This is a genomic window from Halobacillus sp. ABR2_026 (assembly GCF_056158545.1).
This window is the reverse complement of the sequence record NZ_JBSWTM010000001.1, coordinates 503244-521815: the sequence shown is the minus strand read 5'-3', so window position 1 is coordinate 521815 and position 18572 is coordinate 503244. Positions and strand designations below refer to the sequence as shown.

Below are 18572 nucleotides of genomic sequence, written 5' to 3'. Positions count from 1 at the left end.
CCTGGAATCAGGATTCTTTCGCATGCTCCATTGCAATGGAAACCAATTGATGGACGTGTTCATCCGCCAACGAATAAAAGACGAGTTTTCCTTCTTTTCTATACTTTGCGAGCTTCATATTTCTCAACAGTCGCAAATGGTGGGAAGCCGTCGCTGTCGTGGATCCGATGATATTGGCCACATCACATACACAAAGTTCATCTTCCATTGTCAACGCGTAAGCAATTTTCAAACGTGTGGCATCAGAGAGGGCTTTGAAAATCAGTTCCACACCGAGTACTTCATCCATCTTCGGCTGAATCCTTTGGACAAGCTCTTCATCATAACAAAAAGTGTCACATGTATGTTTCGGCGCTTTTTTTATAACTTTTTCATTCATTCTATTCACCTTCATTCAAATATTCGTTTTAATATGTAATTATAGTGTATGCTCTACGTTTCAAATCCGTCAACACTAATATTCAAATAATTGTTTGATTATAAATCATAGCTTCACTCCAAATCACTTCAAATCATTTAAAGGTTGCACACAAAAAAGCTTCCCTCACCCATATAGTGAAGGAAGCCTTTCCTTTTTATTTGAACAAGTCCATCAAACGATCCCAGAAGCTTTTTTCCTCTTCCTCTTCCGGAACCTCGTCTTCTTGCTCCTCTTCTTTTATACTTTCTGTCTTAATCACGAACTGCACCGATCCTACTTTTTCGTTCTTATCAGAAACGAAAGAGGTCGGTTCAAAATCAGATTTATCGTATTCTTCCACCATCTGGTCAATCTCGGAATCCATCTGACCAGGAAGGTCACTGGTACTGGAAGCTAGTTCGGCCGTACCTTCATGCAGTTGTGCGGCACCATTTTCCAACTCAGATGTTCCGTTCGTCAAACCAGCAATGCCACTGTGAATATCGGAATAGGAACCTGCAAGACGATCGACCCCTCCTGTATACTCCTTCAGTCCAGAATGAAAATCCCCGTATTTCGATGAGAGGGTCTGAAGTCCTTCCTGGAGCTGTTCCATGGATTCCATGATATTCATGCTTTCCATGCTGCTTCCCACCTGATCTGCCATCGTGTGAAGATTTGAACTCATCTCCCTCAACGAACCTGCACTTTGCTCCAATGCAGGACCGACCGATTGATAGGCTTCTTTGACATTGGTATATGTCCCTTTTGCCTTTTGAGCAGCTTGATAGGTTTCAACAAGTTTATGAACGACCTCTTGATCCGCTTCACTTTCTTTTAACGCTTGGATTTGCTGATCTGTGATTTGATCACCAGGAATGGCTCCCATGGATTGATCCATTGCCTCATGGGCCTGTGTATACTGCTCTTTTAAGTTCACAAGGCCTTTGTCCACTTCAACAAGGCCGCCGGCTAATTGACGCAGGCCATCCTCCATTTTAGCGATTTCTCCAATGTTCACATCACCAGATCCTGAAGAAACGGAATCACTCAATTGCTGAAGCGCCTGCTGAATAGATGATGATCCACTGACGAGCTCCGAAGAACCGTTACTCAATTCTTGGATGCCGCTGTAGTATTGTTCTGAACCATCATAAAGACCCGCCACCCCTTGATCTAGTTCTGAAATACCCTGCTTAAGCTCGCCCACTCCCTGATTGATTTCAGCGGTGGCATTGGATAACGAACTCATATCGTTTTTCATGCCCCCGATGTCCGGCGCATCGATGGACATGGAAGAAGGGATCGCTGCGAATTCAATGCTTTCCATTTCAAGGGACTTGACGTCTGCAGTCATGGTGAAACTTCCTTCTTTTTCAGGCATGACCGTGAATGTCACCTGTCTGTCTTTACCGGCGTTCGCTACCGTTCCTTCAGGAGCCTGGATGTTTTCATAAATTCCGCTGTCAAGCTTCATCGTGATCTGCATGAGGTAATTGTTAAAAAAGCTTTCCTCTGCTTTTTTGTTTTTCGTCGTATCGATGGAAACTTTCAACTTGCCATCTTTTCCGACCAGTTCCTCAGGCTTCAACGTTTCTCCATCTAATTCATAAGAAACATCAATGTTCCATGGAAGCGGCTTTCCGTCTAAATTTCCTTGATAATAATATTCTTCTTCTTCCGCCCTGAACGCCACTTTTTCTTCCTGCTGGGTAATATCGGTAACATCCGTCAGATTCTGAACATCTGTATAGGAACCATAATCAACAATTTCCCCTTGCTCTTCGATCGTAAAATTGTTGACGACATACATTTCTTCCTGGTCTCCATCAGCGTCAAGAGTGGCATATACGACTTCATGCTTTTCAGAATACGAGCCTGTCGTTTCTTCTCCTTTCCCATCCTCTTCTGCAGATACAGGAATCGTTGGCAGGACGAGAAGTAAAGCTGTGAACAACGCTGTTGAACGTTTGTATCTCATTCTCATTTCTCCCCTTTATAGAAGTTTGCTTTCCATGTCGTTTTTCTAATGACCCCATCGAACAGCACAAGCATGGCTGGAAGGACAAAGACGACCATGAGAAAGGCGAGCAGGGCTCCCCGCCCGAGCAATAATCCGATCGACGATACAATCGGATTAGATGACGTGATCCATAAAATGAACCCGACACTCGACAAAATAGCGGCTGAAACGAAGATGGCGAAGATCTTATCATCAATTGTCTTCTTGATCGCCTCGAGTGCTGTCATCTCTTTTCTCAAATAGTTGTAGTTTTCCGTAAATAAGATGGCATAATCAACTGTAGCCGCCAACTGGATCGTGCTGATCAATAAATACCCGACATAAACGAGCGGGGTGTCCGTAAAGTAAGGGAATGATAAGTTGATCCACACGGATGTCTGAATCGTTACTAATAGAACGACAGGAATTGAAATGGAACGGAACGTGAGCAGAAGCACGAGCGCTACGGTCACGACCGTCAGGATATTCACAAGCTTGTTGTCGTCCTGAACGATGTTTTTCATATCATACAATGTGACACTTTCACCGAGCAGATGGGTATCATCATAATAACTGCCGGCAGTTGTCTGAATTTCCTCTATGAGAGCGAAAGCTTTTTCCCCTTCTGCATCCGTTTCTGTGTACATCGTGATTCGTGCATAGTTTTCCGAGTAAAACGATTCGGTCACCGATTCATCCAAATAAGCAGGAGGAATGGCAGGACTGACCATATTGACGTAAGAAATCACACTGGACACATGCGGGAGATTCTCCAGCTCCCTGACAAGCTCCTCTTCTTTAGCCCGGTCCCCTTCTGGTACGAGCAGTACCATCGGCATGTTTTTCCCGAATTCCTCCTGGATGGCTGCTACGTCATGACCCGCTCGAGTATTATCCGGATGCTCTCCGGTTCCATAAATGAACGATGTTTCTCCTTGGGCGAGGAAAGCAGGAACAATAATAAGAAGGACGAAAATGAAGCTCGGAATGCGGAACTTCATCACTCGTTTGCCTACTCCTTTAAAATCCGGGACAAATGGCCGGTGCTGGGTGCGGTCGATCCAATGGTAGAACATCAACGTCAAGGCAGGCAGGAACACCATGACACTGATGAAACTTAATAGAATACCCTTCAACAGGTTCAGACCTAAATCGGCACCGATACCGAAGTCCATGAATGTAAGGGCTGTAAAACCAAAGAATGTCGTGGATGCACTGGCGACAATCGCCGGAAACGATCGCTTCATCGCAAGCTGCATAGCTTCTTTAGGATCCGATACCTGCTTACGGAAGTCGGAAAAGCTATGCAGCAAAAAGATCGCATAATCAAGCGAAACCGCCAATTGCAAAATCGGGGCGACCGACTGTGTAACAAACGATACTTCCCCGATAAAAATATTCGTCCCTAAATTGATCAGGACAGAAACGCCAATCGCCGTCAGGAAAAACACCGGTTCCATCCACGACGTCGTAGATAAAATCAAAATCAGGATAATGATCGGCACTAACAGCGCTCCGGCATACATCGACTCGCTCCCCGCCATCTTCTGGGAGGTCGCCGTGTTGACCGCTTCCCCAGCAATAGCGTTATCTTCGCCGATCAATTCATAAATCGCATCGGTCGCTTCCACTTCGGAGCCTTCTTCAATCGTGACAGAAAACAGAGCCGACTCCTCTTGGTAATACGTATCGACCGTATCGGACTCCGCCATTTCAAGCGGCACTTTCAAGTCAACGACATCATCCAGCCACATGACATGAGCGACCCCTTCAACCGCTTCGAGATCTTTTTTATATGCAAGGGCCTCTGTGACAGATACATCCCGGATCATCACCCGTGCATTTTCCACAGGTTCATCGAACTCTTCTTCCATCAAATCAACCGCCTGAAGAGATGGGGAATTCCCCGGAAGGTAGTCGACCATATTGTAATTGACAGATACGCCGAACTGGGCCACCGTACTAAGAATGGTCAATAATGTAAAAATGATAACAATACTTTTCTTATGTTTTATAATCTTTGACGTCCAGCCGATAAGGCTTCACCTCTCTTGCAAATAACGTTCATACATTCTAATATTTTATTAACACTGTGTTGGATATTCAACAAACAGTTTCTTAAATATCGTCAGTTTTCCAACACAATGTTACATAGTGTTGGTTTGTCATAAAAATTTAACAAAAGGAGCCTTCGATGATGAGCGAGAAACTCGATCGCAGAAAAAAATACACCCGTAAAGTTCTAAAAGATAGTTTGATTCACTTATTAGCAGAAAAGCGGATTTCTGAAATCACGGTGAAGGAAATTTGTGTACTTGCCGACATCAATCGCTCCACTTTTTACACCCATTATTCCGACCACTATGACCTGCTTACAAAAATAGAAGAAGAAATCACCGAAGATATGAACCGTTATTTAAGTAGCTACCAGTATGAGCGTGAAGATGAGTCTATCCAGCTGACCGTGAAGATCTTAGAATATATCATCGACAACCGGCGTATGTTTCAGACCTTACTGAACAACGAAAGCGCCCCTACTTTCGAAAAACGTCTGATGGACCTGACCCGTAATTATATGATGAACAATTTGATGGATAGTCAAATCACAGACAAAAAAGAATCCGCCTATTTGAGCTCGTTTGTAATCAGCGGAGCGATCCATGTTATTAAAGACTGGATTGAAAAAGATATGGACCAGTCGCCAGAAGAAATGGCCTACATGATTAATAACTTCATCAATTATGGTTTCTCCTACTTGGAGTAGTTTCCAAAAAAAGCCTTCTTCAGCTATGAGCTTCCACTGGATACATCGGACCTTGGCCATGCCGAGGTCTTTTTTATTTTCAGAAAACATTAAACAAAAGGGTTGACTTTTATTGTGTTCATCTATATATTTTGCACTAAGGAAACTTTTTAAGTAATCTTCAATTTTTAGTCAACAATCGCTTGAACCGCCCATATAGTAAAAGGAATATTTTTTTACCTAAAAAGTTGCGCAAAGGAAAATTAAATGAATAGGACAAATTTTTATGATAAAACGACAAAAACATGCCACGATCTAATGTTAGCAAAGGAGGATTATGATGAAAGATACAGCTATAACCATCGAAGATTTACATGTTTCTTATTATGGGAGTGAAGCGGTAAAAAAAGTCAGTCTGGCCGTTGAGAAAGGTAACCTCGTAGGAATTATCGGACCCAACGGGGCGGGAAAATCCACCTTTATCAAAGCGGCCCTGGGCCTGATCCCACGTGATAAGGGGGATATCACCATACTCGGCAAGACGTTGAAAGAAGTCCGGAAGAAAATTGCTTATGTTCCTCAGCGGAATGATATCGACTGGGATTTTCCGATCACTGTCCTTGATGCCGTCTTAATTGGAACATATCCTAAATTAAAATTGTTCAGACGACCAAAGAAAGAAGATAGAGATTGGGCGATGCAATGCCTGGCACGTGTCGGGATGGCCGGATTCAGCAAAAGACAGATCGGTGAATTATCAGGTGGACAGCAGCAGCGTGTCTTTCTAGCAAGAGCCCTTGCCCAAAAAGCAGAATTGTTCTTCCTTGATGAACCTTTTGTAGGGGTGGATGTATCAAGCGAAGAAACGATTGTCACGATATTGAAAGAGCTGTGCGCCCAAGGAAAAACGGTCATCGTTGTGCATCACGATTTGAGCAAAGCCAACGATTACTTTGACCAATTAATTCTATTGAATAAAGAGTTGATTGGCTTCGGACCGGTTCGAGATGTATTCCAGACAGAGATTATCGCAAAAGCCTATCAGGGACAGTTTGCGTTCATGAAAGAGATAGGAGTGTAAACCATGGCCTTTATTGAAGCGATCATGCAATATGGATTTTTACAGAAAGCACTGCTTACCTCGATCATGGTAGGAATCATCTGCGGGGTCATCGGATGCTTCATCATTCTTAGAGGAATGGCTCTTATGGGAGATGCCATTTCCCATGCGGTCTTACCAGGTGTTGCCCTCTCTTATCTGTTCGGCATCAACTTCTTCTTCGGAGCCGTGTTCAGTGGCGTATTAACAGCCATCGCCATCGGATTTGTCAGTCAAAACAGCAGAATTAAACACGATACATCAATCGGCATTATGTTTACCGCGGCATTTGCTGCTGGAATCATCATCATTACGATGTTAAAAAGCAGCACAGACCTTTATCACATTCTGTTCGGGAATGTCCTTGCAGTCAGAGCTTCCGACATGTGGATCACCCTCGGAATCGGAATCATCATCCTTACAGCCGTCTACCTTTTCTACAAAGAGCTGCTGGTCACATCGTTCGATGAAACGATGGGTGCTGCTTACGGACTCCCGGTCAGACTGATTCACTATTTCCTGATGACTCTGCTCACAATGGGAACTGTCGCATCTCTGCAAACGGTCGGCATTGTCCTCGTCGTCGCGATGCTGATCACACCGGCAGCGGCTGCTTATTTATTAACGGACCGTTTATGGGTGATGATTTTCCTTGCTTCCGGTATTGGAATCCTTTCATCTGTCATCGGGCTGTATTTCAGCTTCACGTATAACCTGGCTTCCGGTGCCACCATTGTCATGGCAGCAACAGCTATATTCGTTCTGGTTTTCCTCTTCTCTCCAAAACATGGATGGATGTGGAACATGTTAAAGTCCAGAAAGAAGAAAGCATCACTTGTATAACTAAACTAAAGGATAAATTTATAAGGAGGAATATTCATGTTTAAGAAAAAATTGATTCTATTTGGTATCATGCTCTTCACCCTGCTTCTCGCAGCATGTGGGAATGAAGCAGACGGCAGTACAGAAGATAACGGAAAAATCCAAGTGGTGACGACCTATTCAATCGTCTATGACATCGTCAAAAACGTGGGTGGTGACCAGGTCGATATCCACAGCCTGGCCCCTATCGGATCTAACCCTCACGAGTATGATCCGCTCCCGGAGGATGTAAAAAAAGCTACCGATGCCGATGCTGTTTTCTATAATGGATTAAATCTTGAGGCCGGAAACTCCTGGTTCAATAAGTTGATGGAAACCGCAGGGAAAAAGGGGGAAGAGGCACCCGTTTTCCTAATGAGTGAAGGTGTCGAAGCGATGTACCTTACCTCAGAAGGAAACGAAGGTGAAGAAGACCCTCACGCTTGGCTGGATGTCCGTAATGGAATCAAATACGCTGAAAATGCCAGAGACGGTTTGATTGAAGTCGATCCAGAGAACAAAGAAGTTTACGAGAAAAACGCAAAAGAATACATCGCTAAACTCCAGGAGCTTCATGAGCAGGCGGTGGAACAGTTCAACGAAATCCCTGAGGAAGAACGTGTCCTCGTAACAAGTGAAGGTGCGTTCAAATATTTCAGTGATGCCTATGGGTTCCAAGCCGAATACATTTGGGAAATCAACCAGGAGAACCAGGGAACACCTTCGCAGATCACCAGAATTGTAGATATTATTAATGATAAACAAATTACAGGATTGTTCTTGGAAACAAGTATCGATGCACGCAGTATGGAAGCTGTGTCCGAAGAAACCGGCGTGCCCATTATGGGAGACGTGTTCACGGACTCCCTGGCAGAACCCGGGGAAAAAGGCGATACGTACATCTCTATGATGGAATCAAACATTAACACGATTAAAGAAGGATTAAGCAAATAACGTTCATTGTATCTATTTCCAGAAAAAGAGGAACTTCCCATTTAAATGAAGTTCCTCTTTTTCTATTGACTTATTCAACGATCAATCTCCAACTTAAGTTTCAAACCATCCTCTTTTTCTTAAGGCTCTTTTAAAGTTCAGTGTTGATATTTGCATCAACGGATGGAAAGGACAATGAATGATAGGACGGTAAAAAGGGATTTATTTCCAAGTACCGAAACCTTTAGATGATCTACTTTCACGATCCAGCCATTGAATCTTGTTGGATTATGATTTCGAAACGGAGCCTTTCACTAAAGCGCAGGATTGTTTAAGACTCCGTTTCGAGACTTTTGTTGAGTGGATGGGGGCTACGGGGAATCGCTCGCTTTCCGCGGGAGCGCGGTGAGCCTCCTCGGACTACGTCCTGCGGGGTCTCACCAAGCACTCTCTTCCTCGTAGATATCCGGTTTCTGCGCCTAGCGGATAGTGAGACTTCCCTCGCTTCTGTACGAGGCGCCTGCACACTTAAGATAGGAGTCTCGCCATTCCCTTCCGCCCCTTTGCCATATAAGTGTCTCGAAACCACTACTTGAAAAATCAGCTTGTATGGGTAAGAGAAGTGAATGATATAATCTCTACCCCATGAACGTTTAGCATACGCAAATGCTTGATACTACGCACGATTTGCCCGCCTATGGGAGAAGAATTGGAAACTTACGAATCCATACAGAATACAGATGTTCTAACCTCAATCATTCAAGCTCACCCTATTTAAAGTGGTTTCGAGACACTTATAAAGTCAAGGGGCGGAGGGAAACGGTGAGACTCCTATGAGACGTGTGGGACAGGTGAGACCCCGGAAGGCGTAGCCTGAGGAGGCTCACCGCCCGCCCCATGGAAAGCGAACCTTTTCCCGGAGCCCCTAGAATCACACAAACATCTCGAAACCGAATCTTAAGAAAAGAGAGCTTTAGTTGATTAAGCCAAATATAAAAATGGAATTTCCTTTTTTGCAGTAATATCAACACTAAACTTTAACAGAGCCTTTCTTAAAAACTCAGGATATGACCTTTAGTAAAGCTTTATAAAAACCCCAATCATTTTATGGATGATTATGGAATAAATTGGTATAGTGGTACTATCCGGTATTGCCATATAGTTACACCCTTTACCTTGCAATACAATATAGTGATAGCGAAAGTGGTGAAACCTTGTCCTCTACCCAAATCCTAAAAGGCATATTGGAAGGCTGCCTCCTCTCCATCATTTCAAAGGGAGAAACATACGGATATGAAATGATGGAGAAGCTCGATCAGTATGGATTCTCCATGGTGAAGGAAGGGAGCATCTACCCTCTCCTCCTCAGGATGAAAAAGCAGGGACTGGTGGAAACATGCAGGAAACCTCTCCCTTCCGGCGGTCCTCAACGAAAGTATTACTCGATCACAGAAAAAGGTCGCAGCGAATTGCTGGTATTCAAAAGAAACTGGAAAGCTGTATCCAACAGTGTCAATCATATGATGAAGGAGGAATTCGATGAATAATCTGTCCAAAAAAAGTGAGCGGTTCTTAGAAAGTTTACATCTGTATTTAATTTCAAGTGGAAAAAAGGAAACAGAAGCGAATGAAGTGGTCGATGAACTCAGAGATCATTTAACTCAAGCTGAAAAAGAAGGAAAAGATGTGGAAGATATCGTCGGGCAGTCCCCAAGAGAGTATTTCGAACAAGTATCCAAAGAAATGCCTTTTGATTTCAGATCCTTACTCGGGATTTTCAGCGTACTTCTTTTCGGAACCTTGTCCTACCTTCTGTTAGTGGATATCGTCAACGGAGGCGCAGAGGTGTCTGTGACCCAAATGATCGGCTATCCGTCCCTGGTGGTTGTCTATCTTTTTGCACTTACGGCCCTCTTCCGTCATTTAGCGAGATATCAATACGATAAAAAGAAGGAAAATACATGGATCGCAATATTTGCGTCTTTCCAATTGATTTTGTTCATCGGAATCGTATGGATTGATCAAAGCATCGCTTCTCCCACCATCGTATTCAATACAGTCGGAAATATATGTGCCCTCTTGTTCATCACCGTCTTTCTCATTATTATTTCGTTATGGGCAAAAACGTGGATGGCGATTGGAACGATTCTGATCATGGTCATCCCCGAATTACTGGTTCAAGTTCTTTCATTGAATGAATCAACAGCACTTGTCACAAAGAGCATTCTCATTTTCGGAGGATTGTTTCTTTACTTTTGGCTTATCATCCGCAATGAAGAATCACACGCCACACCTTGATCTTTTCACAACCACCAAAAAGCTCCACACTTCTTAAAAGTGTGGAGCTTTTCTCTTACTTATTGGTTTCCAGCAATCTCTGAAGGAGAAGATTCCTGCCCCTCCGCAGTTACCGTCGTCACATAATACTGGTGATCCCCAGCTTCTGAATCGACGAATGTTTTCCGTTCATGTTTAGAGATACTGGCTACCTTATCAAAGTTTTCTCCGTCCTTGCTTTTATAGACTCTATATCCAGCTACATAATCTTCACGAACCGCGTGCCATGTTACAAACGTCCCTTGAACCTGGACATTAGCTGGAGGTGTGATCTCTTTTCGATCCATCTCCGGTTCTTTTAACTTGGAATAGACGACGAGACGGTCCTGATGCCCGCCGAGGTCACTTACGAATTCACCCGTACACGTAATCAGGTTCAGGCGTTTTTCCCCGGTACTGCCAAAAATCTGCTGAATCGGAGAATCGTCCATCGGGTAACTTTCCAACCTTTCCACGACATAAACCTTTTCTTCGCCCTTTTCATTCAGGATTTTGATTTCGTCCCCTTTTTTAAGCTTCTTCAAATCATAAAAGACAGCAGGTCCTGTACGACTATCCACGTGCCCTGCAATGACGGCATTCCCCCGATTTCCCGGCTGCGTACCCGGTTCGAACCAGCCAGCTGCCTGCGGGTCCTCAGGAACCCCCATCTGGCCATTATCCAGGACCCCGACATCCTCAACCGATGCATCCACCCCGATGGAAGAGATCTGAATCTGAACAGGTTCAATCCCTGTTTCTGGTTGTTTTTCATTTTTGACGACCGTTTGATCATTGAGGTCCTTGTCTTTATTCAATACCGTGAATTCGCCATCTAATATTTCTCTTTTATCATCTGAAGAACCTTCTTGATCTTCCAAACTCTGAGAAGCGTTCTCGACCCTTACAATCTCAGGGTTCTTTTCTGTCTCAGCCCCCAAGGTCCATACATTCATTTCATAGGTAACCATGAGTGCCGCAACTAGCCCGACGACTGTAAAGTAGAACCTCCATCCGATTTTCATAGTACCCTCACCTCAATAGGATAAAAGGAAGGGAAGGTGATCCTCCCCTCCCAGCCTTCTTTATTGTTGATTCACTTTTCTTACATAAAGGAAACGAGCAGAAGCTGCAGCCAATACACCGAAAGCTGCCCATACCCATGCTGGAACTCCCTGTTCACTCATACCGCCAAATCCAGTATCAGGCATCTCTTCCGGCATCATTTCCTGCTGAAACTGATCCGGCATTTGTTTCACGATGGCATCACCAAGGGTTTCTCCAATTCCAAACATGAAACCGTACCCTTCACGGAATGAAGTATAAGCACTATCATAATCTTCTTCTACATAAGCATCAAATGTTTTAAGCACTTGTTCTTCGTGCATCCATACCGCTTCTGTTGCCGCTTCTGCTGGAAGGTTACCTTCCGTAGCAGTACCTAGGAAAGCACCGAAATCTTCAGCAAACATGTGCAGGCTTTCTTCAGCCATTTTTCTGGCTTCTTCATCCTCTTCAAGAGCAGCTGTTACGATATCGGATTGGGCGTTGATATGATCCTGCTGCCATACTTGTTCAAATTGACCGGCGCCTTCTTGTCCATAAATCGACTGGATGGCTGCCTTGAAATCTTGTGTATGTTCGTTTTCTGCCCACGTGACAAAATCATAGTCAGGTGCTTGGTTGAACCCTTTTTGCATTTCCAGAACAGCTAATGCGAAGTGTTCAGAAGCAAGAGCATTCAGATCGGAACGAAGATCTGCTGCAGGTGCATCTGCTTTCGTCTGTTCGAATTGATCTGGCATTTGTGTAGTAATAGCTGAAGAAAGAGCTTTACTGATATCGAACATGCGGTGGAAACCTTCCCGATACACAGCATAGGCTTCTTTGTATTCTTCATTTACATAGTGATCAAACACGTTCAATACATCTTGTTCATGAGCAGCAAGTGCTTCTTTAGCTGCATTTTCAGAAAGATTCCCTTCTGTAGCCGTGGAAAGGAAGCTGCCGAATTCCTGAACGAATTCATCCACTTCTTTCTCTGCCATCTGACGTGCTTCGGGATCATCATTCTTCGCAGCTTCTACAAAGCCATCTGAATAATCATTATGTCCACGGAAAATTTCTTCGAATTTCGCTGCTGCTTCTTCACCATAAACAGAAGCGATCGCAGGGGTCATATCCTTTGCGTTTTGATCGAGTTTCTCCCATACCTGATCGGCATCAGGCGCATCTTCATAGGATTTCATCATGTATGTTGTCGCAAGGACAAAGTGTTCAGAGAGCAACTGATCCAAACTGGACCTTAAATCTCCAGCTGGTGTCTTCACTGTTGGACTACTGTCTGCCATAGCAACAGAGGGGATAAGTAAAAAGAGCGCCATCATTAAAACGAATGCTTTTTTCAAATGCTTCATTTTTTCTTCTCTCCTTTGTAACCTGTTATTTTTTATTCAACAAGCTAACGAAAAGAAGAGGAAGATGGATCACTATGTTTAGCACTTTTTTATTTTTTCTCCTGGATCAGCTAGATATCTTAATATAATCACCAATCAAAAAATTGAGCGGCGGTGATTTACAGCTGTTTCCTTGCTTCCCGTTCCGCTGACACTTGCACAACAGGTTCATCCCAAGGGTGATTAGGATAAATTCCCTCTACAATCACACGTTGGAGCAGCGCTTCATCCCTGGGGATGGAAAATTCAAGACGGATCGAAGAAACTTTCATTTTCTCACCGGATTCCCCTTCCGCCGGCACTGCATTTTCCCCTGGAACGAACTGTTCCATACCCGCCTGTGATTTCCACATGACGTTTTTATAATTTCCTACATTCAGTTCATCGATCGCTAATATGCCACCAGCTACAGCATCCACATGTTCCGGTATGACATAAGTTTTGACACGGTAAACATCGACTAGTTCCACGTTATATAACCTCCCATTATTGCTATCCATGGATATGGATTTCTTACATAAAACAGTATACCCTACCCCTGCCTGTGTCCCTATGAAACCTAATGCGTTTTCATGCGTATAGATAGCAATACGAAACAGGAGGAATAGGATGATTAATCTACAGAAGATGTCCGAAGATGAATTTGAAGCCTATCAGCAATTTTCCATCACCAACTACGCGAAAGAAAAGGTCGCCGCAGGAAATTGGGACGAAGAAGAAGCTTTGGAGAACGCGAGAGCTTCCTATCAAGATCTGCTTCCCGATGGTAGAAACACGACCGATCACTATCTCTACACCGTTTTGAATGATCATGATGAAAAGGTCGGAAGTTTATGGATTTGCAAACAAACCAAGGATAAAGCGTTTATTTATGATATACGTATTTCAGATGACCATCAGGGAAGAGCTTACGGGAAAGAAACGATGATCCTTGCAGAAAAGGAAGGACAGAAAATCGGTGTTCAAAAGATCGGCCTCCACGTTTTCGCTCATAACAAGATTGCCAGACGTTTATATGAGAATCTAGGCTATCAGCCCACGAACATCGTTATGGAAAAAGAACTGGAATGATAAAAAGCGAATCTACATAGAAAAGAACCCTCATGAGAGGGTTCTTTTTTGGTCAGCCGGCATTTTCATCAGGTTGGTGGACTCCGAAGATATTGCCTTCCGTATCATGATAATATCCCTGCCATGCCATCCCCGGCAGTGCATATTTCGGTAATGCTATAGTGCCGCCATGTTCCAATATTGCAGCCTCGGTCGCATCGTAATCGCCGACTCCTATGGTACAGGCATAAGCGTTTAAGGCCTGCTTCAATTCTGGTGGAGCACCCTTGCGCTCAACTAAAGCCCCGTTGATCCCCATATCGTCTTCGCTTCCTGTGACAGCACCATAGTATGGCATGCCTGCATAATCACTCCAGTCTTCGAACTTCCACCCAAAAACGTCTCCATAGAACTTCTTGGCTCTCTCCATGTCATCCACATGGATTTCAAAATGTACAACCCTTCCCATCTGATCCACCTGCTTTTTAAGGATTTTGGTTAAAACCATCTACCCTTACTATTTCTCTCAAGAAACTCCTAGTCCTGCTTGTTTATGGAGAGAAAGCTAAGTTTCGCTTCCCCGGGATCGAGCAGGGGTTACGGATGAGTGTCGATATTTCGAAATTCGTACTAGGTAAAGGACGGAAAGCTCTTTATGTATATTCATGATCAACAACAAACATAAACAGAGCTAAATATAAACAAGCATGCAGAGATTGAATCTCTGCATGCTTGTTATTTATTGATCATCTTTGGATGCGTTTTGGTCTTTTTCTTCAATCATTTCAATTTCATCAAGGTAACGCAGGAGGTCGCCGTAGACGACAGAATCGGATAAGGCAAGTTCTTCTTCGGCCTGTTTGAATCCTGGCGTGCAGGATTCTCCTTCAACGGGTTCTCCTGTTTCACGGTCGTAACAGTTTCCGTTCACACCCACGTACTCTTCATTAGCAAAGTTTCCATCTCTTGTAATCATCATTTCACGGCGGTCTTCACTGAAGAGGTCCTGACCGAACTGGACAGGGTTTGGATCATCGACGCCGAGAAGGTTCATCAATGTCGGACGCAAGTCCACCTGGCCGCCGACCGTATCGTTTTCTTGAGATTCAATGCCTTCACCAAGGATGAGAAGTGGCACTCGCTGCAGTTGGAACTGTTCATAATCGTTGATTTCTTTATCGAGATACTCTCCCATCGCCTGCTGGTGGTTTTCTGAAATTCCGAAGTGGTCCCCGTAAATGACAAGGATCGTATCATCATATAGATCGGACTTTTTGAATTTCTCCACAAACTGTTTCAATGCTTCATCCTGGTAGCGGATCGTCTGGAAGTAACGGTTCAATGTTTCACTGGACGTATTTCCTTCTTCAATGAATTTCTTATCTTCAGGCAGTGTAAACGGGTGATGGTTCGTCAGCGTAATCATCTTGTTGTAGAATGGCTGTTCCATCTGCTCCATTTTATCGATCGAATCACTGAAGAAATACTCATCAAGGTAACCCCAGCCATAGGACTTCTCTTCTGTCACTTCGTAATCTTTCTTGGAGTAATACTCATCATAACCAAGAGAATCATACATGACATTACGGTTCCAGAATGTTTCATCATTGGCGTGCATCGTTGAAGAGAAGTAACCTTCTTCCCCAAGCACTTCCGGGGTCGCTTGATATTCATTTCCTGAGTGGGTAAAGAACGCGGCCCCACGATTCAATCCATACAATGAGTTGTCCAATAGAAACTCAGAATCGGACGTACGCCCCTGTTTCACTTGGTGGTAGAAGTTACTGAAGTAGGCCCCTTCTTCTTTCAAATCGTTGAAGTATGGTGTCAGTTCTTTTCCATTTACCGAGTTACCTACGACAAAGGTCTGCGTACTTTCAAGAGAGATGGCAATGACGTTCTTACCTTCCGCTACGCCTGTCATGTCCTCATTCGGTTCGGTTTTCTGTTCATTGATATAGTTCAGGACAGGAGACAGTTCGTTACTGTCGGCAAACGTCTTCTTCGCTTCAGTCTGACCTTGAAGGACAATATCATACGCATGGAAGTTCAAGACTCCGATATACTTCACAAGCATGTTGCGGTCGAATGCTCTTTCCAGCAGCTCTGTGCGTTCAGTGGTCGCCCACCCCAAGTTTACAAGGAATAGGGGAATGGCGATGACTGCCAAAATCAAGCCTTCTTTTCGTTTCGGCATAAAGCTTTGGAAACGCTCTGGTTTTAAATAGAAAAGCAGGAACGCAGCAATGAAAACATCGACGAACAAGAAGATATCCGTCACCGATAGGATTTTTGTGATACTTCCACCCATACCAGCCAGGTTCGCCGCTTGACCTAACATCGGAATCGTCAGGAAGTCACTATATTCCCTGTAAAACAGAACGTTCACGTACAATAGAAGGGATCCAATTATATAGGTGGCAAGCATCCCTTTACGACCTGCCAGCATAATCCCCACACCGAATAAGAGGAAAATACTGCTTAATGGGTTGAACGCTAAAATCGCCGCTTCATTGGCGTTTTCAATATCAAGCGTGAATATACCACCCTGGATGATATACATCTTCAACCAGAAGATGGCCATCACAGCAGCATAAATCATACATTTCTTCTTAAACGCGGGGTCTTTCATTTTCGTTTTTAACTTGGAAAACATGATAAAACCTCCGTTGAATTAACTCTTCACTCATCTTTTCAGCTTCACATTTCTTATACATTCATTCGTTGTTTTGGTTGTTATTGACGACGAAACTCATCATAACATACGAATGCTGATTATATTCCATTATCATAAAACTGTTAAACGTATTTAAAGAGATGACATAACTGTTACATAGACGTTAAAGAGCAGACAAAAAATCCCACTTCATGGTGTGCCGGCAGCGAGTGGGATTTTATATGCCTATATCTTCGAATCTGATTTTTTAAATATAATAACAACAGCGAAGGGTCATTTAAAGAAGAGTTTCAATTTCTCAAGAACCTTCTCTACCTCAAATGTTGAATCATGATAAGCCACATGGCCATCCGGACGTAATAGAAGCGTATGTCCCTTCTTCATCCCGAGCTTTTTGCCGAGATGCCTATGCACATCATAGATGATGGAAAGCTCCTTCTCTTCGGTTTTCACCGTTCCTCCCTTGGCGACGAGGAAAACTTTAATCAGGTCTGGATAAGTCTCGTTAACCTTCCGGGAAAATGCATAAGCCCTGTCGATCAAGGCTTCATCCTGCGCGTCTATATAAATGAAGCAGACATAACCATACCTTCGAATCAACGGATACACACTTTTATCGTTGGAACCATCGAAGAAAAGCAAATGATCGGGAACCCGCTCCCCAGAAAGGATCGAACCTTTAGGAAGAGAAGCGTCCTGCAGCTCTTTGTTTTTGGCGGTGTCTTCATATTCATTGTAAATATTAGAAAGGTGGTTCGCGATTTTCTTCTGAACCCAGTTCTGGGTAAGAGCTGCTTTCCCTGTCCAGTTTCGCACTTTCCCCTGAACTCCTTGCAGATCTATGATTTTCAGCATGCGGGATGTCTCTTTCAATACATCCAACCCGTTAGGCGCCCGTTCGTCATGATAACTCTCCAAAAAAGACTCTTCTGCGTATCCTTTAAGGACGGCATCGAGTTTCCAGACGATGTTTGAGGCATCCTGTAAACCCAGATTCATCCCCTGTCCACCGATCGGATTATGGATATGAGCCGCATCCCCGACAAAAAACACAGGACCTCTTCTGTAGTTGGGGACCTGCCGATGAGCCGTGCCGAAATAAGACAGCCATTTAGGATTTTTCACTTGATAGGAATCTGTCAAAATAGTGTCCAAGCTTTCCTGCAGATCTTCCATAGTCAGTTCATCCTGATGAGGCTGGCCCTGCTTGGCACGGTCCATGCCTACAACCCGGTAACTGCCGTCTTTATAAGGAAAGAATGCGACCGCCCCGCGGTCATTTAAGTGCATGTTAATATAAAGTTCTTTTAAGGAAGGAACATCGACGTCCCCAAGGAAAAACGTATACCCCTCGTCCTCTCCATCAAAAGGGACATTCAAATCTCTCCGAACCTTACTGTGAGCGCCATCACAGGCTAGAAGATATTTCGCAAAATACCTCTTCAGTCCCCCGTCATGCTTGGCTGTAACATATACCCCTCCTCTCGCCTCCATCACTTCTACGACTTCATGTTCCCTGCTCACGCCGCCTCCTGAGGATATAAGGTTTTCTTCAAGAATCTGTTCCGTTTCACTCTGAGGAATGATCAATAAATAGGGATATTGACTTTCAATATGATAAAGGTCGACGACAGAAGGATTTTCACCACCCAGGTGAAGCTTGGATCCGGGACCAGGGTAACCCTTTTTTAAAAATTCTTCGTGAATCCCCAGCAGCTCGAACATTTCGAGCGTCCGCGCCTGAATCCCCAGTGCCTTTGATAATTCGGAAGGACCGGAACGCTTCTCTAAGCAGATAAAGTCCATGTCCCTTTTTTTCAACTCATTAGCAGCCATCAAGCCGGCGGGACCTGCCCCTATGATCAATACATCTGTTTCGATTACGGACGTCATGACACACACTCCTTTTGATCAATGTTCAGGAAGTGAATCTCCTGGACCGATATACCCTAATTACCTTTTACCCTTCTCCCTCCTCTTCAACCATCGTGTACCACATCCGCCCTCTCCCTCTTTACAAACGAAACCGGCAAAA

At 44.0% G+C, this 18572-nt stretch carries 16 protein-coding genes; 7 read left to right on the top strand and 9 right to left on the bottom strand.

Translation table 11 applies throughout. The annotated features are described in order from the left end of the window. Positions 1 to 7: 7 nt before the first annotated feature. The 3 genes from ACXADE_RS02780 to ACXADE_RS02770 all read right to left on the bottom strand — a co-directional run bounded on the left by ACXADE_RS02780 (position 8) and on the right by ACXADE_RS02770 (position 4327). Positions 8 to 379 (bottom strand): ArsR/SmtB family transcription factor, encoded by a 372-nt coding sequence (locus tag ACXADE_RS02780; protein ID WP_474978992.1) that lies wholly within the window; start codon positions 377 to 379, stop codon positions 8 to 10. Between the two features lie 196 nt (positions 380 to 575). Continuing rightward, complete coding sequence (locus ACXADE_RS02775) at positions 576 to 2381, bottom strand: YhgE/Pip domain-containing protein (protein WP_474978991.1); 1806 nt, start codon at positions 2379 to 2381, stop codon at positions 576 to 578. Between the two features lie 2 nt (positions 2382 to 2383). Next, on the bottom strand, positions 2384 to 4327 hold the full coding sequence (locus ACXADE_RS02770) for an efflux RND transporter permease subunit (protein WP_474982182.1): 1944 nt from the start codon (positions 4325 to 4327) through the stop codon (positions 2384 to 2386). 272 nt (positions 4328 to 4599) lie between these two features. Here ACXADE_RS02770 and ACXADE_RS02765 point away from each other — a divergent pair, with 272 nt between their 5' ends. From ACXADE_RS02765 to ACXADE_RS02740, 6 genes are all read left to right on the top strand, one after another. Next, complete coding sequence (locus ACXADE_RS02765; protein WP_474978990.1) at positions 4600 to 5166, top strand: TetR/AcrR family transcriptional regulator; 567 nt, start codon at positions 4600 to 4602, stop codon at positions 5164 to 5166. A gap of 319 nt (positions 5167 to 5485) precedes the next feature. Beyond that, a complete protein-coding gene (locus tag ACXADE_RS02760; protein ID WP_474978989.1) occupies positions 5486 to 6226 on the top strand; it encodes a metal ABC transporter ATP-binding protein in 741 nt (246 codons plus the stop codon). 3 nt (positions 6227 to 6229) lie between these two features. Next, positions 6230 to 7087 (top strand): metal ABC transporter permease, encoded by an 858-nt coding sequence (locus ACXADE_RS02755; protein WP_474978988.1) that lies wholly within the window; start codon positions 6230 to 6232, stop codon positions 7085 to 7087. A gap of 36 nt (positions 7088 to 7123) precedes the next feature. Further along, on the top strand, positions 7124 to 8059 hold the full coding sequence (locus tag ACXADE_RS02750; protein WP_474978987.1) for a metal ABC transporter substrate-binding protein: 936 nt from the start codon (positions 7124 to 7126) through the stop codon (positions 8057 to 8059). Between the two features lie 1193 nt (positions 8060 to 9252). Next, positions 9253 to 9585 (top strand): PadR family transcriptional regulator, encoded by a 333-nt coding sequence (locus ACXADE_RS02745; protein ID WP_474978986.1) that lies wholly within the window; start codon positions 9253 to 9255, stop codon positions 9583 to 9585. After that, a complete protein-coding gene (locus ACXADE_RS02740; protein ID WP_474978985.1) occupies positions 9578 to 10336 on the top strand; it encodes a DUF1129 family protein in 759 nt (252 codons plus the stop codon). The genes ACXADE_RS02745 and ACXADE_RS02740 overlap by 8 nt, the downstream gene beginning before the upstream one ends. Before the next feature lie 59 nt (positions 10337 to 10395). Here the strand turns inward: ACXADE_RS02740 and ACXADE_RS02735 are convergent, their stop codons facing one another. From ACXADE_RS02735 to ACXADE_RS02725, 3 genes are all read right to left on the bottom strand, one after another. Beyond that, the gene (locus ACXADE_RS02735) at positions 10396 to 11379 is read right to left on the bottom strand and encodes a class F sortase (protein ID WP_474978984.1); all 984 of its coding nucleotides are present in this window, start codon (positions 11377 to 11379) and stop codon (positions 10396 to 10398) included. Between the two features lie 60 nt (positions 11380 to 11439). Then, positions 11440 to 12771 carry a copper amine oxidase gene (locus ACXADE_RS02730; protein ID WP_474978983.1) on the bottom strand — a complete coding sequence of 444 codons (1332 nt, stop codon included), beginning with the start codon at positions 12769 to 12771 and terminating at the stop codon, positions 11440 to 11442. 158 nt (positions 12772 to 12929) lie between these two features. Then, on the bottom strand, positions 12930 to 13280 hold the full coding sequence (locus tag ACXADE_RS02725) for a hypothetical protein (RefSeq protein ID WP_474978981.1): 351 nt from the start codon (positions 13278 to 13280) through the stop codon (positions 12930 to 12932). 139 nt (positions 13281 to 13419) lie between these two features. Here ACXADE_RS02725 and ACXADE_RS02720 point away from each other — a divergent pair, with 139 nt between their 5' ends. Beyond that, the gene (locus ACXADE_RS02720; RefSeq protein ID WP_474978980.1) at positions 13420 to 13881 is read left to right on the top strand and encodes a GNAT family N-acetyltransferase; all 462 of its coding nucleotides are present in this window, start codon (positions 13420 to 13422) and stop codon (positions 13879 to 13881) included. Positions 13882 to 13933: 52 nt separating this feature from the next. On the opposite strand, the gene ACXADE_RS02715 is transcribed toward ACXADE_RS02720, so the two are convergent. The 3 genes from ACXADE_RS02715 to ACXADE_RS02705 form a co-directional block, all read right to left on the bottom strand. Then, positions 13934 to 14329: a VOC family protein gene (locus ACXADE_RS02715; protein ID WP_474978979.1), complete on the bottom strand. Its 396-nt coding sequence runs from the start codon at positions 14327 to 14329 to the stop codon at positions 13934 to 13936. 270 nt (positions 14330 to 14599) lie between these two features. Beyond that, on the bottom strand, positions 14600 to 16516 hold the full coding sequence (locus ACXADE_RS02710) for an LTA synthase family protein (RefSeq protein WP_474978978.1): 1917 nt from the start codon (positions 16514 to 16516) through the stop codon (positions 14600 to 14602). 294 nt (positions 16517 to 16810) lie between these two features. Beyond that, positions 16811 to 18430 carry an FAD-dependent monooxygenase gene (locus tag ACXADE_RS02705; protein WP_474978977.1) on the bottom strand — a complete coding sequence of 540 codons (1620 nt, stop codon included), beginning with the start codon at positions 18428 to 18430 and terminating at the stop codon, positions 16811 to 16813. Between the last annotated feature and the right edge of the window lie 142 nt (positions 18431 to 18572).